The following is an 18877-nucleotide window of genomic DNA, read 5'->3' on the forward strand; positions in this document are numbered from 1 at the left end:
CCCCACGTCCCCTTGCTATCCGATTGCGCATCAGTCTGCGTCTTCGCCTACATCTTTGAGCCTAGCAAAGGCTCACAGAACCGCCGTGGCGTTTTTAGATTGATTTCAACTGTGCCTGACCAGTACAGGAAGAGAAGCGCCTAACAGCCGTCGATCCCCCCGCCGCGCCGCCTCGCTATCGCGATCTATACTCAATCAGTTCGATCATGATTCTGTCGACACCCGCATGCTTGACAGCGTGCCCGTGCCTTTCGCCAACCAGACTGACCCCAGCCAAATGAGTCGTGGCGCCAGCCAATACGCGGCGGACGATGCCTTATCGCTTTGTGGCTGCCGGGGCGTGGAGAAAACTATGAAACACAAGCTGTTGTCAGGCGTGCTTCTGGCGGTCGTGGCGACCGTGGTGGTGCCTAATGTCTGGGCGGCGCAGCCGCAGGCGTTGGCTTCGGATGGTGCTGATCACGTTGGGGCGGGTGCGGTCGCCTCAGATGGAGCTGATCACGTCGGTGCAGGCGCTGTAGCGTCTGACGGTGCCGATCATGTCGGCGCTGGTGCGGTCGCTTCTGATGGTGCTGATCATGTCGGCGCTAGTGCGGTCGCTTCTGATGGTGCTGACCATGTCGGCGCGGGTGCCGTCGCTTCTGACGGTGCCGATCATGTCGGCGCGGGCGCACTGGCTTCTGATGGCGCCGACCGTACCGGCGTCAACCGGGTTGCCTATTCCCGCGTCGGGGTCGGTTCTGATCGTGTTGCCTCCGCGTTGATGACGGGCAGTTATTCCGACCAGTTCAACAGCCCACAGTAATCTTCCTTGGCCCAGCGGGCGGCTCCAGCGAGCCGACTGTTGCGCGCCGCACTAGCACATTTGTGCTAATCGACCGTCCTGCCACCCGGCGTTATATTCCCCCGCAACCCCCGATGTTCCTCAACGTTGCCTGTTCGCAGCGTGGGGGATCGTTGTGCCTGGAAATCAAAACAACACCAAGGAAGAACCACCATGAAACTCCATACAAACCTCTGCAAGATCGCCGCGGTCGGCGCCATGCTACTCGGCGTTGCCGGCTGCCAGACCGCCAAACCCACCGAAGCGAGTATGAAAGAACGCGCTCAGACAGTGATCGGTAAACCGGTGTCGAAAATCGACAACATCCGCAGCGACAGCACCCTCACCTACTACACCGCCTACACCCCGGCCGGCGAATACAACTGCGAGTTGCCCAGTGGCGCAATCATAGCCGTGGCAAGCATGGGCATCATGACGCCGCCGCTGTCATGCCTGCCGAAAGGCGCCTCGCCCATTCCAATGCAATAACTTCCCCGCCCGGTAAAGGACACCGTTTGCCCATGAAAACCCTGATCGCAACACTCACTCTCAGCGCCCTGTTTCTGACTGGCTGTGCCACGCCGAAACAGTGGGAAGCCACCGGCGGCAGCAAAAATGATGGCGTCGTCCAGGTCTCCTATGAACTGGGCCAATTCGAAAGCGGCCAGACCAGCGCCGAACAAGGCCTGACCGTCGCCGCACAACGCTGCAAGACCTGGGGCTACAAAAACGCCGAGGTCACCGGCTCCGAGAAAAACATCTGCCGCACCATGGGGCAGTACAACTGCCTGCAGACCACCATCACCCAGGATTACCTGTGCAAGCGCTGATCTGAAAATGTGGGAGCTAGCCTGCTGGCCAAATCGCTCGCAGGCTAGCTCCCACAGGGATTTTTGGTGTGTCCGCGATGATCGTTCACGAAACGCTTTCAGCGGGTTCGGGTTGCCGGTCGCGCAGGGCTCTCAAGGTCGCGCGCAGCTCGGCCGGGCGTACCGGTTTGGACAGGATGGCAATGTCGCGGTCGTGCAGGGCTGCCTGGATTTTTTCGACGTCGTGCCCGGTTATGATCATCGCCGGCACTGCCCAGCCTCTCTGCTTGCGCACATTGTCGATGCATTCGATGCCGGTAGCGTGAGTCCCAAGGTCATAGTCGGCAACGATGATGTCGCAGTCTGTGATCAGATCCTCGGCCGTCAACTCGACCTGAACCGAGCAGCCCCAGCGCTCCAGCAGCGCCGAAGTCGCGAGCAATACGTTGCGATCATCCTCTACGAGACACACCTTCAACCCGGTCAGCAGACCGACCTGACGCGCCTCATCACGATTGACCGTTACCTGCGGCGGCGCAGCGATTGGCAAGCCGTACAAGCTCACCGCCGTTCCCCGCCCGAGCTGCGAACGCAGATCAACGCCGACACCGATCAACTCCCCCAGACGCTTGACGATCGACAGGCCTAGCCCAACGCCTTCGACATCCTTGTCGCGCACTTGCCGCACCCGATAAAACTCCTCGAATACCTTGCCCAGATGCTCTTCGGCGATGCCATTGCCACGGTCATGGATCACGATGGCCAGCCCTGCCCCGCGCCGGCGCACGCCGATCAACACCGGCCGCTGCGCACCGTATTTGAAGCAGTTGGACAGCACGTTCTGCACCATGGTCGCCAGCAACGCCGGGGCGGTCTGAACCCAGTAGGAACAAGGACGCAAACGCAGCTCCACCCCGGCCCAACGCGCCGCCTCGGCGTTCTGACGGATCAGCTCCGCCAGCCATTCGCCGAGATTCACGCTTTGCAGTTTGGGCAACACGCGCCCGTTGTCGAGGGTGTACAGGTCGAGAATCGAGCGGAACAGTTGAGAGACGTTGAGCAACGAACGGTCGATGTTGTCGACCAACCGCCGCTCGTCCTCACCCAAGCGCGACTCACGCAGGCACGCAGTAAACAGTCCAATCGAATGAATCGGCTGGCGCAAATCATGACTGGCCTGAGCGAGAAATCGCGACTTTTCCAGATTCGCCGCCACCGCTTCTTCGGAGGCCTTGCGCGTACGTTCCAGCAACAAGTGCGCATAGAACGGAATCACCGTGCTGGTGAGCATCAGCATCAACACCATAAACGGCTGCGCTTGCCACACCGGCGTCAGCCGATAAACACACATCAACGCCACTAACGCCAGCGCCGTGGCAATCGCCAGATAGCGCGAGCCATAGCGCATGCCGTTGCCGAGATTGACCCAGATAATCACCGCATACAGCGGCAACGCCGCCTCACCACCGATCACCAGCCCGAAGCAGGTGCCGGTGTAATCGTGAACCATGGCGAAAATCCGTCGCGCCGGATAATGCCCCGGCCAGCGCGCAATCGCCTGACGCAAGCCGATCGAGGCCAGCAAAAACACGATGATGTAGGTGATCACCGGCAGATAGGTATCGAAGCGCTGGCCCGGCAAAAAGCCCAGTATGAGCATGTAAACCACGGCAATGCTGGCGATGATAATGCGCAGATTGGCCTGATCGAGTTCAGTGTTTTTCTCGAACTTCATGGTAAACGTCCTTGTGCGGCAATCGTCAGATTCCGAATCAGCCTACAGGCAACCCTTGCGCTCGGTGCTAGTGTGCAGACCTTGAGCCACGCCTGACCCAGGGAGGGTCACGCCATGACCTGCCGAATTATCATAGCCGACGATCACCCGTTGTTTCGCGAAGCGATGCTGCGCACGGTTCAGCGTTTGCTGCCTGACGCCGTCCTTGAGGAAGCCGGTGACCTCGACGCCGTACTGGCCCTTTTGCCTTTGGGTGACGAGCCGGACACGCTGATTCTCGATCTCAGATTCCCCGGACTGACCTGCGTCAGCCAACTCGCCGAGCTGCGTCGACGCTTGCCGCGCACGACATTGATCGTGGTGTCGATGGTCGATGATCAAGCATTGATCAATGAAGTGATGGCCGCCGGTATCGACGGCTTTATCGGCAAAAACATCGCCCCCGATGAAATCGGTCAGGCGATTCTGGCGATTCGCGAAGGTGAAGTACTGGTGAAGTTTGCGCCGTCCGGGCTGTTGCCGCTGGAAACCGGCGCCGCCCTCACGCCCCGTCAGCAGGACGTGCTGCGCTTGATCGCCCAAGGCAAGACCAACAAGGAAATTGCCCGCGAACTGGATATTTCACCGTTCACGGTGCGTATTCATGTGTCGTCGTTGTTGCGCACGCTGAACGTGCCTTCGCGGGCGGCTGCCGCCGTGAAATACACGGGGATTGTGTAAGAGCTGCCGGAGAGCGGTGTTATGGATCGACCTGCGCCATCAACAAACCACCACCAGCCCGAGCAGATCGACCACCGGGATCTGTTAGGTTGAAATAGCGTTTTCCGACTACCTGATTCAGGCGTTTCCAACTGTCTCTGCTCTGCTTGAGCGACGTATAATCATGGTTGTGCAGGGCACTTTTAGCCCACCCTGCGCGCGAAGTGGCTCAGCGTAAACACGAGATGTTCTGCACACGAAAACCCCTGAGGTCTTTCGATCGCTGGGGTTTTTATTGTCATACGAGTTTTTTTGAAAATGGCATCAAGTCTGCCGATTGAAGAGCTCCGATTTGCAGTGCGGACTCGACAACACACGTCTCGAAATATTTACCTGCTGCACTTCGCCCCTTAGTGTCAAACAGCACATGGAATACGGCGCTCGCTTCTCAACTACACAAGGAAGGAAAATGAATCATTATAAAAATATAATTAAATCGATTGCAGGTTTGCTCTTTTTATTCAATTCAATCACTGCATTTGCAGTGCTCACGCCAAAGCAGCAGGCAGCCAAGGAACGCGGCATTTCACTATACAACCAAGAAAAAAATGCAGAACCTGAATTGCGCATTGCCGCTGAGGCTGGCGATGCAGAAGCACAATTTTATTTAGCGGAACAACTTCGTCAACTGGAACTTAATAAAACGTTAGACTCGAAAGAGTCGCTAAAGTGGTTCGTGGCTTCCGCTAATCAAGGTAATTTATTCTCCCTCTATCAGTTGTCTCACAACGTTAAGCTGTGTGTCACCGCTTCATTTTGTCCAAAAGGGGAAAAAAGCTGGGATGAATGGGATCGAGAGTTTAAAAAAACGTTAATGGAAAGGTTTGCCTCAAATGATTTACAACAACTAAGCAAACTAAATGATTGGGTGGCCGAGTCGGATGTTGTAGGAGAGTGGTTTCATCTACAGGATGAGCTTCGTTATGCAAAGAACCACAGAGTGGAAGATACTCGTGAGTGGCTGGTACCCTCTGCCAATCAAGGAAACTTTAATTCCCTGCTTCGTCTGGCTCTAAGTGATGGAGATATATTATGTACCATCGTCAAGGATTGCCCAAAAGGTGATAAAACCCAGCACGAATGGAAATTAGAATTTGAGAAGATTGCACGGGAAAAAATTGCTTCCGGCGACATGGAAGCCGCCTATTTATTATACGTTGGCAATTCTGATCTTAATATGCTGATTAAATCAGCAGAGGGAGGCTACCCATACGCACAATATCAGCTTGCCAGGAGTTACTCAGCTGGCGAGGGCTTTTTTTGGTGGTTTGGACAGCGCCGCAAAGAAGTCATCAAGTGGTATAAGCGAGCGGCTGAAAATGGCTATCCAAAGGCAATGATTGAATATGCAGCCTCTGTTTATGAAGATAACGGAGATCTATCAATTTCCCGGTATTGGCTAGAGGAATCTGCGAAGGCAGGTGACAAAAATGGTATTGCTTTACTTGCTCGAGAGTATGCAAGCAATCCAAATTACTATGGCTTTTCATTTGATAGGGTGAAGGCTTATGGCCTTATCTTCTTTTTAGCGGGCCTGGATAATGACAAGTATGAAATAGAGGATAATCGGGAGACATTAGAAGATTATTCTGAAAAAATGACACCCGAACAAATCGAGCAAGGCAAAGCCTTTGCCGAAAAATGGAAGGTCACTCACCCGCTTGAGCATTGATGACCGGCAGCTATTCCGACCAGTTCAACAGCCCCCAGTAACACAACAATCCTGTAGGAGCCGAGCTTGCTCGCGAAGGCGTTGGCACATTCAAAATCATCGTGACAGACACACCGCTTTCGCGAGCAAGCTCAGCTCCTACAATGATTTGTGGTGTGCCAGGGATTTTGTATACGACGCAAAACCTGTGGGAGCGGGCTTGCTCGCGAAGGCGGCGGCAGGCTCAGTATCCACGTTGCAGGTACACCGCCTTCGCGAGCAAGCCCGCTCCCACAGGGGATTAAAGTCGTTCACTGAGAAGTGGCCTGTCGATACTCGCGAGGGGTGAAACCGGTAGATGCCTTGAATTGGCGAGTGAACGCACTGTGATCGGTATAACCGCATTGCAGCGCAACGTCAGTGATCGGCAAATCGCTATGCAGCAGGCGATGCGCATGCTCCAGCCGCACTTTCTGAATCATCTGTCGAGGCGTCAAATGGAACACGCGCTTGCAGTAACGCTCCAGTTGCGCAACGGAAATACCAGCAATCCGGGTCAATTCCACCAAGGTCACCCGACGATTGAAATTCCCACGAATATGCTCATCGACAGCCGCCAATCGCTCAAACGCCGGATGCGTTTCACTGGCCGATTGCAGATCCACCGAAATCCCCGCCAGCCCAATAATCACCCCGTCACGGTTGTACAGCGGCTGCTTGTGCGTCAGGCACCAGCCCGGTTCGCGACTGCCGTACAGGTGTAGCTCAAGCTGATCCTCCAGCACAAAGCCCTCCTCCAGCACTTTGCGATCCTGCTCGGTATAGCCCGGGCCTAGTTGCGCCGGGAATACCTGCGCACTGGTTTTACCGAGCAACGGACGCAAATCCTTCAAGCCACAACGCTGCACCAACGTGCGGTTGGCGAGCACGTAACGCGCCTGCGTGTCCTTGATGAAAATCGCCGCATTGGGGATCACGTCGAGCATCGGCAACAGCAGCGCCGCACCGGCCAGTAACTCTTCCAGGGTCTGCGGACGATGGCCGCCGATGCCTTGGGACAGGATCGAAAACGCTTGCTGCATTACGGATTCCTCTTCAAACGCGGATCGGCCAAGTGCCCGCCCTGGGGCGTTCGCGTGCAGATTGCAGGATCAATGCAGGCCTGTCGAGGGCCGCGATTAATCTGCGCCATTGTGCTGATTTCGTCATCCAACCCGCCGCAAAACATCAATCGCCATGCCGTCGATGAGTTCAAAGTCTGGCCGTCCCAGTGACACAACTGCCTATCCAATAACTCACAAGAAGGCGATGCCATGTCAGGCCAAGGCAAGTTCAAAAAACAGCTTTCACTGATCGACCTCACATTTATCGGGCTCGGAGCGATCTTCGGTTCCGGCTGGTTGTTCGCGGCCAGTCACGTGTCGGCGATTGCCGGGCCGGCGGGGATTTTCTCCTGGTTGCTAGGCGGTTTTGCCGTGTTGTTGCTGGGCATCGTTTACTGCGAACTGGGCGCGGCATTACCGCGTGCCGGCGGCGTGGTGCGTTACCCGGTTTACTCCCACGGGCCGCTGCTCGGCTACCTGATGGGCTTCATCACCCTGATCGCGTTTTCCAGTCTGGTGGCGATCGAAGTGGTTGCCTCGCGCCAATACGCGGCGGCATGGTTTCCCGAGCTGACCCAAGCGGGCAGCGGCAACCCGACGATCCTCGGCTGGATGGTGCAGTTCGGCCTGCTCTGCGTGTTTTTCCTGCTCAACTACCGCAGCGTGAAGACCTTCGCCAAGGCCAACAATCTGGTCAGCGTGTTCAAGTTCATCGTGCCGCTGCTGGTGATCGGCGTGCTCTTCACCTTCTTCAAACCGGCCAACTTTCACGTGCAAGGTTTTGCGCCGTTCGGCTTGTCCGGTATCGAAATGGCAGTGTCGGCGGGCGGCGTGATTTTCGCCTATCTGGGGCTGACGCCGATCATCTCGGTGGCCAGTGAAGTGAAGAATCCGCAGCGCACTATTCCCATCGCGTTGATTCTCTCGGTGCTGCTGTCGACGCTGATTTATGTGCTGCTGCAAATGGCCTTTCTCGGCAGCATCCCGACCGAAATGCTCGCCAATGGCTGGGCTGGGATCAGCAAAGAGTTTTCCCTGCCGTATCGCGACATCGCACTGGCGCTGGGCGTGGGTTGGCTGGCCTATCTGGTGGTCGCCGACGCGGTGATCTCGCCAAGCGGTTGCGGCAACATCTACATGAACGCCACGCCGCGCGTGATCTACGGTTGGGCGCAGACCGGCACCTTCTTCAAAGTCTTCACCCACATCGATGAGAAGTCCGGCATCCCACGTCCGGCGCTGTGGCTGACCTTTGCCCTGTCGGTGTTCTGGACGCTGCCATTTCCGTCGTGGGAAGCGCTGATCAACGTGGTCTCCGCCGCGCTGGTGCTGAGCTACGCCGTGGCACCGGTTTCGGTGGCTGCACTGCGCCGCAATGCGCCGAACATGCCGCGTCCGTTCCGGGTCAAGTGCATGGGCGTGCTCGGGCCGGTGTCGTTCATCATCGCCGCGCTGATCGTTTACTGGTCGGGCTGGAACACCGTGTCGTGGCTGCTTGGCCTGCAAATTCTGATGTTCGTTGTGTACCTGCTGTGCGGCCGTTTCGTGCCGACCGCGCACCTCAATTTGGCCAGCCAGGTGCGCTCCTCCGCGTGGTTGATCGCCTTCTACGCAGTAACCATCGTCCTGTCGAAACTCGGCACCTTTGGTGGCCTCGGCATCCTCGCTCATCCGTTCGACACCATCGTCGTCGCCGTTTGCGCCACCGGTATTTATTACTGGGGCGCCGCGACGGGCGTACCGGCGCACCTGCTGCGTCTGGAAGAAGACGATGAAGAAAGCGAAGTCGCCGAAACCTCTTCGACCGTGACCGCGCGCCCTGCCGGCGCCTACTGAAATCATCCAACGGGATCTATTCATGAAAGAAGTACACGTCATTGATTCCCACACCGGCGGTGAACCCACGCGTCTGGTGATGAGCGGTTTCCCCGATCTGGCCGGCACCACGATGGTGGAAAAACGCGATGCCCTGCGCAATCAGCACGATGCCTGGCGCCGTGCCTGCCTGCTGGAACCGCGCGGCAACGATGTGCTGGTCGGCGCGCTGTATTGCCAACCGGTATCGCCGGACGCCACGTGCGGGGTGATTTTTTTCAACAACGCCGGTTACCTCGGCATGTGCGGCCACGGCACCATCGGCCTGATCAACTCGTTGCAGTACCTGGGAAAAATCCAGCCGGGCGTGCACAAGATCGACACACCGGTCGGCCCGGTCAGCGCCACGCTGCATGATGACGGCTCGGTCACGCTGGGCAACGTCCCCGCTTACCGTCATCGCAAACAAGTGTCGGTGGACGTGCCGGGGTTCGGCCGCGTCTTCGGCGATATCGCCTATGGCGGCAACTGGTTCTTCCTCGTTTCCGAACACGGCCAGACGCTGACGATGGACAACGTCGAACACCTCACCGCCTACACCTGGGCGATGCTCAAGGCCCTCGAAGACCAAGGCATTCATGGCGAAGACGGTGCGGTGATCGACCACATCGAGCTGTTCGCTGACGACGCCGTTGCCGACAGCCGCAACTTCGTCATGTGCCCCGGCAAAGCCTACGACCGCTCCCCGTGCGGCACCGGCACCAGCGCCAAACTCGCTTGCCTCGCCGCCGACGACAAGCTGCAACCCGGCGCGATCTGGGTGCAGGCGAGCATCACCGGCAGCCAATTCGAAGGCCGCTTCGAATGGGAGGGCGAGCGCATTCGCCCGTACATCACCGGCCGCGCTTACATGACCGCCGACAGCACCTTGCTGATCGACGAAACAGACCCGTTCGCGTGGGGCATTTAAACCGCCACGCAGACTTTTCACCTCAATTTGAACGATGTGCCAAGGAGTAAAACAATGAGCGACAACATCTTCACCGGTTGCATGCCGGCCCTGATGACCCCGTGCACCGCGCAGCGCAAACCGGACTTCGACGCGCTGGTGGCCAAGGGTCGCGAGCTGATCGACATCGGCATGAGCGCAGTGGTGTATTGCGGTTCGATGGGTGACTGGCCGCTGCTCACCGAGGCCGAGCGTCAGGAAGGCGTGGCGCGTCTGGTGGCAGCGGGCATTCCAACGATTGTCGGCACTGGCGCGGTGAATTCTCGTGAAGCGGTTGCCCATGCGGCGCACGCGGCGAAAGTCGGCGCGCAGGGTTTGATGGTGATTCCGCGCGTGCTGTCTCGGGGTGCCTCGGTGACTGCGCAAAAAGCGCACTTCGCGGCCATTTTGCAAGCGGCGCCAAACCTGCCAGCGGTGATCTACAACAGCCCTTACTACGGTTTCGCCACCCGCGCCGACCTGTTCTTCGAACTGCGCCGCGAGTACCCGAACCTGATCGGCTTCAAGGAATTTGGCGGCGGCGCCGACCTGCGCTACGCCGCTGAAAACATCACCTCCAAAGATGAAAACGTGACCCTGATGGTCGGCGTCGACACGCAAGTGGTGCACGGTTTCGTCAACTGCAACGCCACCGGCGCGATCACCGGCATCGGCAACGCCCTGCCCCGCGAGGTGCTGCAATTGGTCGCGCTGAGCAAGAAGGCGGCCCAAGGTGATGCGAATGCGCGGCGTCAGGCGCGGGAGCTGGAATCGGCATTGGCGGTGCTGTCGTCGTTCGATGAAGGCTGCGATCTGGTGCTGTATTACAAGCATCTGATGGTGCTCAACGGCGACAAGGAATACACCCTGCACTTCAACGAAACCGATGCGTTGAGCGACTCGCAACGTCGGTATGCCGAGAAGCAGTACGCGCTGTTCCGTCACTGGTACGAGAACTGGTCGGCGGAACAGAACTTCGCCTGATCCTTGCTTTCGCCTGCCGTGAAGTTTTTAGCTCACGGCGGGCATCACTTTTTTATCGGGAAACCACCATGACGCTGACGGGCCACATGCTGATCGGGCAGCACATTGTCGCGGGTAATCGCGAAGCCATTCGGGGCATCAACCCGGCCACGAACGCCACGCTGGAACCGGCCTATGCCGGCGGTTCGGCGGAACACGTCGAGCAGGCTTGCGCGCTGGCCTGGGCGGCGTTCGACGCTTATCGCGAAACAACCCTGAATGTCCGCGCTGATTTTTTGGAAAGCATCGCCGTGGCAATCGAAGCCCTCGGCGATGAATTGATCGAGCGCGCCATGGCTGAAACAGGCCTGCCGCGCCCTCGCCTGCTGGGTGAACGCGGGCGCACTTGCCAACAATTGCGAATGTTCGCGCGCACCGTGCGCGCGGGCGAATGGCTGGATGTGCGCGTCGATAACGCGCAGCCGGATCGTCAACCGATGCCGCGTTCGGATCTGCGTCAACGGCAGATTGCGCTGGGGCCGGTGGCGGTGTTCGGCGCGAGCAATTTTCCCTTGGCGTTTTCGGTGGCGGGCGGCGATACGGCATCGGCGCTGGCGGCCGGCTGCCCGGTGATCGTCAAGGCGCACAGTGCGCATCCCGGCACCAGTGAACTGGTTGGCCGCGCGGTGGCACGGGCGGTGAAAACCCGTGGTTTGCCGGACGGTGTGTTTTCGCTGTTGTACGGTTCCGGGCGCGAAGTGGGCATTGCGTTGGTCCGCGATCCACGCATCAAAGCTGTGGGTTTTACCGGTTCGCGCAGCGGTGGACTGGCGTTGATGCAAGCGGCGCAGGCGCGGCCCGAGCCGATTCCGGTGTATGCGGAAATGAGTTCGATCAACCCGGTGCTGCTGTTTCCGGCGGCATTACAGAAGCGCACTCAGGCATTGGCCGAAGGGTTTGTGGCTTCGCTGACATTGGGCGCCGGGCAGTTTTGTACCAATCCAGGATTGGTGATTGCGCTGAAAAGTACAGCGCTAGACAGTTTTATCGCCGCTACGGCCGAACGGATTAAAAACAGTCCGGCGCAGACGATGCTCACCCCGGGGATCTTCAACGCCTATGAATCGGCGGTGAATGCGCTGGCCGAAAACGCTCGGGCAAATGTCGCCGCCATCGGCCAGATCGGCAGCGGCCCGAATCAGGGTCAGGCGCAGGTGTTTGTCAGCGACGCCGCCGATTTCCTCGCTGATCACCATCTGCAGGCCGAGGCGTTTGGCGCCGCATCGTTGATCGTGCAATGCGCCAGCGTGGATGAAATGCGCCAAGTCACCGAGCGTCTGGAAGGTCAGTTGACTGCGACGCTGCACCTGGATGATGAAGACCTTGATCACGCCCGCGCGCTGCTGCCGACACTGGAGCGCAAGGCCGGACGCTTGCTGGTGAATGGCTGGCCGACCGGCGTCGAAGTCTGCGATGCAATGGTGCACGGCGGGCCTTTCCCGGCGACGTCAGACTCGCGCACAACGTCGGTGGGCACGGCGGCGATCCTGCGTTTTCTGCGCCCGGTCTGTTATCAGGATTTCCCCGACAGCTTGTTGCCGACAGCACTGAAACACGCAAATCCGTTGCACCTGAGTCGCCTGCTCGATGGGCACAGGGAAGCACTGACCAATGACGAATAACGTCTCCCACGACATCGCTGTGGTCGGCGCCGGCATCATCGGCGTCGCCTGCGCCTTGCGTTTTGCCCGCCAGGGTTTGCGCGTGGTCGTCATCGATCAACAGCTACCGGGCCACGGCGCTTCTTTCGGCAACGCCGGGCATCTAGCGACCGAACAGGTGTTCCCGATTGCCGATGCGTCGATCCTCAAACGCCTGCCGGCCATGCTGCTCGACCCGATGGGGCCGTTGCGGCTGGACTGGAAATACCTGCCCCGCGCCTTGCCGTGGTTCACGCGGCTGCTGCTGAACCTGCGGGCGGAACCGTTTCAGAAAACCGTGGCCGGATTACGCGCGCTGAATGAAAGCAGTCTGGATGCGTGGCAGCGCTTGCTCGCCGACATCCAGCGGCCGGACTTGCTGAAAGTCGACGGCTCGTTGCTGGTGTTCGAACGCCCGGAATCACGTCAGGCCATCGGCGCGTTGCAAGCTCGATTGCGACAGCAGGAAGTGCCTGTCGATTACTGGCAGGCCAAGGCGATTCAGGACACGGCGCCGCAACTCAGCGAGCAGATTCAGGGCGGTTTGTTTTTTCCGCGCACCGGGCATTTCATCGACCCGTACCGGGTGGTCTGCGAATTGGTTGAAGCGGCAAAAGCCTGCGGCGTGAGTTTTCTGCAACAGCAGGTGCAGGGAGGCCTTGTTCAGGAAAACGGCGTTTCGCTGATTACCGGAAATGGAGGCTTGACTGCGAGCCGCGTGCTGATTGCCTGCGGCGCGCACTCGGCGAAACTGACCGCCGCGCTGACCGGCAAAAAAGTACCGCTGGACACCGAGCGCGGTTATCACCTGATGTTGCCGCAGGAACAAGGTCGACTGCCCTTCCCGGTCACCTCGCTGGAACGCAAGTTCATCATGACGCCGATGACCGAAGGGTTGCGGCTGGCGGGTACGGTTGAATTTGCGGGACTGGAGAAACCGCCGAGCATGGAGCGCGCGTGGCAGTTGCATCGGTTGAGTCAGGGCTTGTTTCGCACGGATCTGAGTGCTGAAGCGGCGACACCGTGGATGGGCTTTCGGCCGTCATTGCCGGACTCACTGCCGGTGATTGATCAGGTGTGCGGGGGCAAGGTTTTGCTTGCGTTTGGTCATCAGCATTTGGGGCTGACGCAGGCGGCGGTGACGGCGGAGATGGTTGTCGGGATGGCGTTGCGTGAGATGCCGAGAAACGAGCCATACAGGCTTGACCGTTTCTAAAAACCTGTGGGAGCGGGCTTGCTCGCGAAGGCGTCCGTTCAGCCACTCTGATTGCTGAATGACACACCGCATTCGCGAGCAAGCCCGCTCCCACATTTGGAATTTGTCAGGCCATAAAATTTGGTTTCTTCAGGCGTCGTAGAAAGGGGCGACCGATACCCGGCTACCGACAAAGAAACTGTCCGCCACCAACCGCAACGGCTGCAAATCCAGATCACTGCCCCTCTCGGCAATCAACTGCTGAAAATGCCGATACACCGCCGCGTACTCGCCCTCTTCCGATACCGCCTGACGCACGCCATCAATACTCAACAGCGCCCCACCGTTATCCAGCCGCAGCACGCCCTCCTTGCAACGAATCTCAATACTCCACAACTCATCGTGCCCATGATCAAAATCAAACTCCGCTCGCACATCGAGCTGCTGCGCATCCGACATTTTGATCGAAGCGGCAATCGGTGATTGGCAGTTTTCCGGCACGCGCAGCTCTGCGGATTCGACAAACAGCGGCAGCGCCAAAAGGTGAGTGACGATCGACAAGGCATTGATGCCCGGATCGAATACGCCGAGGCCGCCGGGTTGCCAGATCCACGTCTGGCCGGGGTGCCACTTGCGCACATCTTCTTTCCAGTCGATCTGCACGCTTTGCAAAGTGCGCGTGGCAAGCCAGTCACGGGCGATTTCGATGCCCGGTGCATAGCGTGAATGCCAGGCAAACAAGGCACTGACGCCCTGCTCTTTTGCCTGATCGACCAAGGCCATGGCCTCGCCCAACGTTGCGCACGGCGGCTTTTCCACCAGCACATGTTTGCCCGCCGCCAGCGCTTGCTGCACTAGGGCGAAGCGACCTTGCGGCGGCGTGCAAAAGGCAATCGCATCCACCGGCGGGCCGTTCTCGAGCAACTCGCTCAGCGACTGAAAATTCTCTACGCCAGCGCAAGGTTTGCCTTGCGTGGCGACAGACACCAACTGGAATGCGCGGTTGGCGTTGATCGCCGGGACGTGTTGATCCTGAGCAATCTTGCCGTAGCCCACCAGACCGAGACGGATTGGTTGCATCAATGACTCCTGCTTGAGTTTTTTGTTTTATGCAGCGAACCGGCAGATTACCCGCAAACGCCGCGAGCGTCTGTCACCGCAAAGTCACAACGGCGCACAGGATCAGGCAAGGATCGCACAGGAATGCACTACTTCCCGGCCCACCGAAAAGCGAAGAATGTCACCACGACAAACCGATTGAGGATGTTCCCATGCTTGTACAAGCCTACGGCGCCCACGCTGGCGACAAACCCCTTGAGCCAATGCAGATCAACCGCCGCGCCCCGGCGGCCCATGATGTGCAGATCGATATCGCCTTCTGCGGCATCTGCCATTCAGACCTGCACCAGGTGCGCGCGGAATGGGCCGGCACGCAATTCCCTTGTGTGCCGGGGCATGAAATTGTCGGTCGGGTGTCGGCGGTGGGCGCGCATGTCAGCGATTACAAGGTGGGTGATCTGGTCGGCGTCGGTTGCATCGTCGACAGCTGCAAACACTGCGACGACTGTGAGTCCGGGCTGGAAAACTACTGCGACGGCATGATCGGCACCTACAACTTCCCGACCCCGGACGCACCGGGCTGGACGATGGGCGGTTACGCGCAAAACATCGTCGTGCATGAACGCTACGTGTTGCGCATCCGCCATCCCGAAGCGCAACTGGCCGCCGTCGCGCCGCTGCTGTGTGCGGGCATCACCACTTATTCACCGCTGCGCCACTGGAACGCCGGGCCTGGCAAAAAAGTCGGCGTGGTTGGCATCGGTGGTTTGGGCCACATGGGCATCAAACTGGCGCACGCCTTGGGTGCGCATGTTGTTGCCTTCACGACTTCAGAATCCAAGCGCGAAGCGGCGTTGGCGCTGGGTGCCGATGAAGTGGTGGTGTCGCGCAATCCTGAGGAAATGGCTGCGCATACAAAGAGCTTCGATTTGATCCTCAACACTGTCGCGGCGCCGCATGATCTCGATGCGTTTCTGGTGCTGCTCAAACGTGACGGTGCCTTGACCCTGGTCGGCGCGCCGGCCACGTCGCATCCATCGCCGAACGTGTTCAACCTGATCATGAAGCGTCGCACGATTGCGGGTTCGATGATTGGCGGTATTGCTGAAACTCAGGAGATGCTGGATTTCTGTGCCGAGCACGGCATCGTTTCGGATATCGAATTGATCCGGGCGGATCAGATCAATGCGTCGTATGAGCGGATGCTCAAGGGTGATGTGAAGTATCGGTTTGTGATCGATAACGCGACGTTGGCCGGCTAAACATCAAATCGGTGGCAGCGCTGTCGTAGCGGCGCTGCCATCGTAATCTCATCGAATCTGCCATCCCGCATTGCCTTCTGTCGTCATCAGCACTGATCGGTCACAAAAAAGTAGCGGCGGTTTGGCGCCTTCTGCACAATCCGCGAACGCTGCACAAAACCTATAAAAAAGTGATCGCCTGATGAAACTGCAACCGCTGCCACCGCTCAACAGTCTGGTGGCATTCGAGGCCGCCGCCCGGCATTTGAGCTTTACCTTGGCCGCCCGTGAACTCAACGTCACGCAAGGCGCAATCAGCCGACAGATTCGTGTGCTCGAGGATTATCTGGGCACACCGCTGTTCGCGCGTACCACGCGTGAAATCAACCTGACCGTCACTGGCAAAAAGTACTGTGAAACTGTGCGCGAGAACCTGCAACAACTCGCCCACGCAACGGCTGGTGTCCGACATTGGCGTGGCGCGCAGCAGGTGACGGTGGTGACCAGTACCGCGATGGCATCGCTATGGCTATTGCCGCTGGTCTCGGAATTTCAGCGACAGAACGAAGAAATTGACCTGCGCATTATCGCTACGGATCAGATCAGCGATTTCTCGCGCCTTGATTGTGATCTGGCGCTGTATTACTGCAGCACACCACCGAAGAATATGCTGGTTACGCCGCTGTTCAGTGAGGAAATTTTCCCGGTGTGCAGCCCGGCCTATCTCGCTCAGCACCCAGAAATCAGTGATCCACAGCACTTGGGTGAATGCACCTGGTTATGGCTGGAGGATCCGCAAAGTGACTGGATCGGCTGGAAGGACTGGTTTGATCATTTGGGCTACCCGGTGCCGACACCGCGACGGCGGATCAACATCAATAGCTATTCAATGCTGATTCAATCGGCGCTCGCCGGACAAGGCATTGCATTGGCTTGGTCGAACCTGATGGGAGACCATCTGCACAACGGCAATCTGGTTAAACCGATTGATGTGTATCTTCGCACCGATGCGCAGTTCTGCATGCTCGAGCCCATGGGCCGAGCCGCGAACAGACAAAGCGTCAATCGCTTCCGGCAGTGGTTGATGAGCCATCTTGGGCAAACGATCGCAGCTTGAAAAAAAGGCACCGGCGATATAAACGCCGGTGCCTTTTTACTTCTGAAAAACTGTCAATTCACGCCAGTTCGCGGGGCGCCATTACCGCTGCGAAAGCGCCGTTCTCCGCTTGTGTTGTCGGATCGTTGGCGGTGGCGCGCATCACCATCACACCCTCGACCGAACTCATGGTATCGGCCCGCAGGCTGCGGATCAGACTGTAGACAGTGACCAAGAGAAACACGGCGATGGGCAGGCCGATAATGATGCTTGCCATCTGAATTGCCACCAGCCCTCCAGCGAGCAATAACCCGCCGGCAATCGCCCCCTCCAGCACACACCACAACACCCGAATCCAGTTGGGCGGGTTGATGCTGCCGACCGAGTTGAGCATGCACAGCACTTGCGTCCCGGCATCGGCCGCCGTGACGAAATGCACGGCCAGCAACAAACAAACGATCACACAAAGGATAGCGCCAGTGACCGGGCCGTCCAGCCGCTCCAGCAACGTGAACATCGCGGCGGTGGTTTCTTTTTGGGTCGCTTGCAGTACCGGGCCGCCAGTAAATGGCTGCGCTTCAACCTGCTCGGCCACCGGCAATTGTGCGTGGGCATGACGGGCCTGCTGCTCGTCTTTTAATGCCGCCCCGCCGAATACCGACATCCACAAAATGGTCACCAGCGTCGGCACCACTAACGCCCCGAGAATAAGTTCGCGAATGGTTCGTCCCTTGGAAATTCGCGCGATGAACAAGCCTACGAACGGCCCCCACGTCATCCACCAAGGCCAGTAAAAGGCTGTCCAACTGTTCTGCCACGACGTGTCGGCCTGGGTGTCGGTCCAGAAACTCAGACCGACAATGTGCTGGACGTAATCGCCCATCGATTCAAAGAAAAAATTGAGGATATAGCGCGTCGGGCCCAGGCACAGCACCACCAACATCAGCCCGAATGACAGCCACATGTTCAAGGTCGACAGGCGTTTCATGCCTTTGGACAAACCCGCCACCAGCGACACCGCTGCGATGAAGCTGACAAATGCAATGATCGACAGTTGAAAACCGATGCTCACCGGTATCTGAAATACCTGATGCAGACCGGTATTGATTTGCACCACGCCAAGGCCCAGGGATTGAGAGACACCAAACGCGGTGATTGCCACGCCGAGGATATCCACCACGTGACCGATCGGCCCATAGATACGTTTGCCAATCAGCGGATAGAGGATCGAGCGCAGCGCCAGTGGCAAGCCTTTGCAATAAGCAAAATAAGCCAGGCTGACGCCAATCATGGTGAAGATCGCCCACGGATGCAGGCCCCAGTGAAACAGCGTCAGGCGCATCGCAACCGTTGCCGCTTCATCACTCAGACCCGGCGCGAAGGGGTTATTGGCGTAATGCAGAACGGGTTCGGCAACCGACCAGAAGATCAAGCCAATGCCCATGCCGGCACTGAAGAGCATCGCAATCCATGCGCTGAAACTGAACTCCGGAACGTCATGCTCTCGACCCAGTTTGAGTGCGCCGTAACGGCTGCACGCAATCATCAGCAACACGCCAAGCAGGCCGCTGACCAGGGCCAGATAAAACCATTTGAAGTTGTGGAGGATGGCGTCGGATGCGGTCTTGAACACCACTGTTGCCTGATCGCCTTTTAACGCGCAGAGCAGAACGAAGGCAACGACCATGGCAACCGACACGACAGTCACTGTTGGATTGAGCCCTTTGAAGAGGCCACTTTTGGCACGCATCAGCTATCTCCCTTGTTTTTGTAGTAGGCGCTGTACGGGATTTTTTGTAGGCAACGTCTGTCACCCATTGCGCGACCAACAATGAGCGAGCCATCGGCACGCAACAAACCATTTAATCTCATCGATTGATGAGATTTCGGCATGAATGACTGCACCGCTCATAAATGACTTTTTCTCATCAATCCGCGTC

General features: G+C 58.2%; 16 protein-coding genes. 12 read left to right on the top strand and 4 right to left on the bottom strand.

Going from position 1 to position 18877, the window contains the following annotated elements; all coding sequences use genetic code 11:
* The first annotated feature begins 376 nt into the window (after positions 1-376).
* From ACZZ0D_RS12555 to yecR, 3 genes are all read left to right on the top strand, one after another.
* Positions 377-805, top strand: coding sequence for a hypothetical protein (locus tag ACZZ0D_RS12555; protein ID WP_463554804.1), 429 nt, complete (start codon positions 377-379; stop codon positions 803-805).
* Positions 806-997: 192 nt separating this feature from the next.
* Positions 998-1312, top strand: coding sequence for a hypothetical protein (locus ACZZ0D_RS12560; protein WP_463553404.1), 315 nt, complete (start codon positions 998-1000; stop codon positions 1310-1312).
* A gap of 32 nt (positions 1313-1344) precedes the next feature.
* Positions 1345-1653, top strand: coding sequence for a YecR family lipoprotein (gene yecR, locus ACZZ0D_RS12565; RefSeq protein ID WP_007918065.1), 309 nt, complete (start codon positions 1345-1347; stop codon positions 1651-1653).
* An 85-nt stretch (positions 1654-1738) separates the two neighbouring features.
* On the opposite strand, the gene ACZZ0D_RS12570 is transcribed toward yecR, so the two are convergent.
* Positions 1739-3367 carry an ATP-binding response regulator gene (locus ACZZ0D_RS12570; RefSeq protein WP_463553405.1) on the bottom strand — a complete coding sequence of 543 codons (1629 nt, stop codon included), beginning with the start codon at positions 3365-3367 and terminating at the stop codon, positions 1739-1741.
* 114 nt (positions 3368-3481) lie between these two features.
* On the opposite strand from ACZZ0D_RS12570, the gene ACZZ0D_RS12575 reads away from it, so the two are divergent.
* Both ACZZ0D_RS12575 and ACZZ0D_RS12580 read left to right on the top strand, forming a co-directional pair.
* Positions 3482-4087: a LuxR C-terminal-related transcriptional regulator gene (locus tag ACZZ0D_RS12575; protein WP_463553406.1), complete on the top strand. Its 606-nt coding sequence runs from the start codon at positions 3482-3484 to the stop codon at positions 4085-4087.
* Positions 4088-4535: 448 nt separating this feature from the next.
* On the top strand, positions 4536-5798 hold the full coding sequence (locus ACZZ0D_RS12580; RefSeq protein ID WP_463553407.1) for a tetratricopeptide repeat protein: 1263 nt from the start codon (positions 4536-4538) through the stop codon (positions 5796-5798).
* Between the two features lie 290 nt (positions 5799-6088).
* Here the strand turns inward: ACZZ0D_RS12580 and ACZZ0D_RS12585 are convergent, their stop codons facing one another.
* The gene (locus ACZZ0D_RS12585; RefSeq protein WP_463553408.1) at positions 6089-6859 is read right to left on the bottom strand and encodes a PAS domain-containing protein; all 771 of its coding nucleotides are present in this window, start codon (positions 6857-6859) and stop codon (positions 6089-6091) included.
* A 231-nt stretch (positions 6860-7090) separates the two neighbouring features.
* On the opposite strand from ACZZ0D_RS12585, the gene ACZZ0D_RS12590 reads away from it, so the two are divergent.
* The 5 genes from ACZZ0D_RS12590 to ACZZ0D_RS12610 all read left to right on the top strand — a co-directional run bounded on the left by ACZZ0D_RS12590 (position 7091) and on the right by ACZZ0D_RS12610 (position 13562).
* The gene (locus ACZZ0D_RS12590) at positions 7091-8716 is read left to right on the top strand and encodes an APC family permease (protein WP_463553409.1); all 1626 of its coding nucleotides are present in this window, start codon (positions 7091-7093) and stop codon (positions 8714-8716) included.
* Between the two features lie 22 nt (positions 8717-8738).
* A complete protein-coding gene (locus tag ACZZ0D_RS12595; RefSeq protein ID WP_463553410.1) occupies positions 8739-9665 on the top strand; it encodes a 4-hydroxyproline epimerase in 927 nt (308 codons plus the stop codon).
* 54 nt (positions 9666-9719) lie between these two features.
* Positions 9720-10667, top strand: coding sequence for a dihydrodipicolinate synthase family protein (locus ACZZ0D_RS12600; RefSeq protein ID WP_463553411.1), 948 nt, complete (start codon positions 9720-9722; stop codon positions 10665-10667).
* 68 nt (positions 10668-10735) lie between these two features.
* Positions 10736-12328, top strand: coding sequence for an aldehyde dehydrogenase (NADP(+)) (locus ACZZ0D_RS12605; protein WP_463553412.1), 1593 nt, complete (start codon positions 10736-10738; stop codon positions 12326-12328).
* Entirely contained in the window at positions 12318-13562 is a 1245-nt protein-coding gene (locus ACZZ0D_RS12610) for an NAD(P)/FAD-dependent oxidoreductase (protein WP_463553413.1), read from the top strand. The genes ACZZ0D_RS12605 and ACZZ0D_RS12610 overlap by 11 nt, the downstream gene beginning before the upstream one ends.
* 129 nt (positions 13563-13691) lie before the next feature.
* Here the strand turns inward: ACZZ0D_RS12610 and ACZZ0D_RS12615 are convergent, their stop codons facing one another.
* Entirely contained in the window at positions 13692-14621 is a 930-nt protein-coding gene (locus ACZZ0D_RS12615; protein WP_463553414.1) for a Gfo/Idh/MocA family protein, read from the bottom strand.
* Positions 14622-14812: 191 nt separating this feature from the next.
* Between ACZZ0D_RS12615 and ACZZ0D_RS12620 the strand changes: the two genes are divergently transcribed.
* Positions 14813-15862 carry an NAD(P)-dependent alcohol dehydrogenase gene (locus ACZZ0D_RS12620; RefSeq protein ID WP_463553415.1) on the top strand — a complete coding sequence of 350 codons (1050 nt, stop codon included), beginning with the start codon at positions 14813-14815 and terminating at the stop codon, positions 15860-15862.
* Between the two features lie 181 nt (positions 15863-16043).
* The gene (locus tag ACZZ0D_RS12625) at positions 16044-16958 is read left to right on the top strand and encodes a LysR substrate-binding domain-containing protein (protein WP_463553416.1); all 915 of its coding nucleotides are present in this window, start codon (positions 16044-16046) and stop codon (positions 16956-16958) included.
* Positions 16959-17016: 58 nt separating this feature from the next.
* Here ACZZ0D_RS12625 and ACZZ0D_RS12630 read toward each other — a convergent pair whose 3' ends face one another.
* Positions 17017-18687 (bottom strand): BCCT family transporter, encoded by a 1671-nt coding sequence (locus ACZZ0D_RS12630; RefSeq protein ID WP_463553417.1) that lies wholly within the window; start codon positions 18685-18687, stop codon positions 17017-17019.
* Positions 18688-18877: the final 190 nt, after the last annotated feature.

It is taken from the genome of Pseudomonas sp. AC193, from assembly GCF_979258075.1.